Below are 3,643 nucleotides of genomic sequence, written 5' to 3'. Positions count from 1 at the left end.
AAGATACCATAACGGTAGCCTTTTATAAACCAACCACTCCTGATAGCGAGGAGCCCACAATATCTTCGTCATGCAGCATCTGGCGAACCTGAACTTCTTCAATGGGCTCCCGGAGGACATCAAAAAGATCGTCGTGGAAAGCGCCGCCGAGGCTTATCCTTACGTGAACAAGGTCCAAAAGGAGATGAACGCACAGAGGCTGGATATGATGGTCAAGGCCTTCAAAAAGAATCAATCCCTGGTGGAGCTCACGCAGGAGGAATTCAACGCCTTTCGTGAGATCGCAAAGAAGGCGGACGGAAAATACTTTGAGCTCTCCCGGAATCCTGAGTTCGCCAAGGAGCTCCTTCAGGAGTTTCGTCAGGAGATGGCGGCCATCGAGGGAAAGTAATCTCTAAATCTCTAAATCTCCAGAACGGCATCCCCAGGGGCTCGTTTCCTTATGACCCCCTGGGGATGTTCGCTTCAAAGAAAGCTTGGAGACTACCTTTTCTTACCCTTGTTCGTGTTGTATTTTTTCAGCTTCCTCACGACGGAGGGCTGGCTGATTCCCAGGGCGCGTGCCGTGGCCGTCGTCGTTTTATATTGCTCGAAGGCCTGCAGAATGATCCTTTTCTCGTAGAACTCCAGAGCGTTCTTCAGATTGAAGTCCTTGTCGTTCAGGTTCCGGGCGTACGAGGCGATGAAGTCCGGAATATTGGAGCTCTGTATCACCGTGTCGGGGCTCGTCAGGAGCACGCGTTCGATGACGCTTTCTATTTCCCGTATGTTTCCGGGCCAATTGTAGTCCAGCAACATGTCCAGCGCCTGTTGGGTGAAGCGTTTGTTGAGCTTGTGGGCCTTGTTCTTCTTCTCCAGAAAGTGGAGTATCAGCGCCAGGGTGTCATCCGGACGTTCGCGAAGGGGGGGAATTTCCAGGGGAATGGTGTTGAGAAGGTAGAACAGCTCCTCTCGGAACTCGCCATCCTGAACCATTTGCTTCAGATCCTTTTGAGAGGAGGCGATGAGGCGTACGTCAAGATCGCTGGCCCCCTCCGCATCCCTGGAGGAGGACGGGTCGCGCGTTTGTTTGAAAAGCGTTACCAGCCGCAGCTGAAGATCGAGGGGAAGATTGTCCACTTCACTGATAAAAAGCGTCCCCGATTCGGCAAGTTCCAGGGCGCTCATCCTGGCCTCTTCCCAATCTTTTTCGGCGCCGTATCCCGGGTCCCCAAAAAGCTCCGTCTCCAGGATGCGTCCGGGGATGGTGCGGCAGTTGATCTCGATGAAAGGGCCGGTGCGGCGGAGGCTTTCCTTGTGCAGGATCCTGGCCAGATAGCTCTTTCCCACCCCCGATTCGCCGGTGATTAAAACGGGAACCGTGTAGGGAGCGATGCGCTGTACGATCTCACAGAGCTTTTTCATGGCGCGGCTCTCCGCGACGACAGGGTAAAGCTCGACGAGTTTTGAGCGCAGGGCCCTGTTCTCGCTGGAGCATCGGCATAAATCCCTTCTGATGCGCAGATACTTTTCCTCCAGCTCCTCCATCGATTGAATGTCCCAGGAGGAAAAGGAGACGACATAGACAATGGCTCCCTTTTCGTCATGTATGGGGATACCCGTGACAAAAAGCTGGATTCCCTGTTTGTTGGGCTGCCTGCCCGTCACCTTTTTCCCCTGTTCCAATACCATGAGCGTGATGCAGGGAGAGAAGATCCCCTTTTGCACGAGAAGTTCGATGGGCTTGCCGATATAGTCCCTGGCGTCGAATCCGAAATTTTCCTCGCAGGAAGCACTGACGTTGAGCAATATGCCGCGCCCGTCCGTGATGGTCACGCTGTCGTGGACATAGTTCAACAGGACGTCGTTGAGAAGTTGCGGCATTCCCTGTGTCAGATGGCGGGGCAGGGAATCGGAAGCAGTCATGGGGCGACATCTCCTCTCATCTATGAAAGCGGAAGCGCTGATTCAATCAGCGCTTCCCTATGATTCCGCTTTATGTAAAAGGACGCAGAGCAGAACCACGGCCCGTCAGGCCGTCTTCAGGTCCGAGCTGATCTGTGTCGCGATCCGCACGGCCTCCATGGCGTCGCGGGCGTAGTGGTCCGCGTCCACGTATCGGGCCAGGTCGGGGGTCAGGACGGCGCCGCCCACGATCACCTTCACCTCCGGGCACTCCCGCCTCAGGTTCTCGATGGTCTCCTTCATGCTGGCGACGGTCGTCGTCATCAGGGCGCTCAGCCCCACGATGCGGATGCCGTTCCGCTTGACCTCGGCGACGATCCGCTCGGGGGGCACGTCCTTGCCCAGGTCCAGGACCCGGAAGTTATAGTTCTCCAGGATGACCTTCACGATATTCTTGCCGATATCATGGACGTCTCCGTACACCGTCGCCAGAGCGATGGGCTCGCCGGGGGCCTCGTCCCCGCCCTTCGGCCCGGAGGCCAGCCTCTCCCTCAGGCACTCGAAGGCGGCCTTCGCGGCCTCGGCGGACTTGATGAGCTGAGGGAGGAAGAGCCGCTTGGCCTCGTAGTCCCTCCCCACGGCGTCGAGCGCCGGGACGATGTGCTTCTCGACGACATCGAGCGGGGGCAGGGCGTCCAGAAGCTCCCGCGTCCGCTCCGCGGCCTCCTCCTTCAGCCCCCGTGCGATGGCGGACGCCAGGTCCCCCTGAGAGGCCGTGGGGGTATTCGGCGCGTCCGCTGCCGCTCCGGCGCCGGCAGACTGCCGGGAGGGGGCGGGTGCGCTCTCCGGATGCGCCTCGCAGTAGGCGATGTAGTCCTGCGCGTTCCGGTCCGTTCCGATCAGGAGGCGCCACGCGGCCAGGGTCTCGCGCATCCCGGTGTCGCCGGGGTTGATGATGGCCGCGTCCAGCCCCTGCATCAGGGCCGCCGCGAACATGGTTCGGTTCACCAGCGGGCGCCGGGGCAGTCCGAAGGAGACGTTGCTGAGCCCCAGCACGGTGCGGACGCCCAGCTCCTCCCGGACCAGCCGCACGGCCTTCAGGGTCTCGCGGACCAGGTCCTGCTGGGCCGAGGCGGTGAGCGTCAGGCAGTCGATCAGGACGTCGTGCCGGGGGATGCCGATCCGTTCGGCCTCCTCGACGATGCGCCGCGCCACGGCGAGCCGGGCCTCCGCGGACTCGGGGATGCCGGAGTCGTCGAGCGTCAGGCCCAGGACGCAGGCCCCGTACTTCCTGACGATCGGCAGGACGGTGCGCAGGCTTGCCTCCTTGCCGTTCACCGAGTTGATCAGGGGCTTGCCGTTGTAGATGCGTGCCGCAGCCTCCAGGGCCCTCGCGCTGGCGGAGTCGAGCTGGAGCGGAAGGTCGATGATGCCCTGAATCTCCATGACGGCCCGGCTCAGAAGGGCGGGCTCGTCGATGTCCGGCAGGCCCACGTTCACGTCCAGGACGTGGGCCCCCTGATCCTGCTGTTTCAGGGCCTCCTTCAGCACGTAGTCCATGTCCCCGGCGCGCAGCGCGGCCTGGAGGGCCTTCTTCCCCGTGGGGTTCAGGCGCTCGCCGATGATCGTGAAGTCGCCGTCGAATACCACGGCCCTCGCCGGGGTACAGATCCCGGTCGTCCCGGGGACGGAGCGGGGGACGACCGTCCTCGTCCTGTGGGAGACGGCCTGTACGGTTTTTGCGATGTACTCCGGGTTC

General features: G+C 60.9%; 3 protein-coding genes. 1 reads left to right on the top strand and 2 read right to left on the bottom strand.

Features of this window, described 5'->3' with window-relative positions:
• Positions 1-61 precede the first annotated feature (61 nt).
• Entirely contained in the window at positions 62-391 is a 330-nt protein-coding gene (locus ABLA28_RS10985) for a hypothetical protein (RefSeq protein ID WP_347713698.1), read from the top strand.
• 92 nt (positions 392-483) lie between these two features.
• Here ABLA28_RS10985 and ABLA28_RS10980 read toward each other — a convergent pair whose 3' ends face one another.
• Positions 484-1,905: a sigma 54-interacting transcriptional regulator gene (locus tag ABLA28_RS10980; RefSeq protein WP_299299140.1), complete on the bottom strand. Its 1,422-nt coding sequence runs from the start codon at positions 1,903-1,905 to the stop codon at positions 484-486.
• A gap of 105 nt (positions 1,906-2,010) precedes the next feature.
• Positions 2,011-3,643 (bottom strand): cobalamin-dependent protein (locus tag ABLA28_RS10975; protein WP_347713697.1); only part of this gene is annotated, 1,633 nt, incomplete at its 5' end.

Origin of the sequence: uncultured Fretibacterium sp. (genome assembly GCF_963544685.1) — a bacterium.
Classification (GTDB): domain Bacteria; phylum Synergistota; class Synergistia; order Synergistales; family Aminobacteriaceae; genus CAJPSE01.
This window is presented reverse-complemented; position numbering and strand designations above follow the sequence as displayed.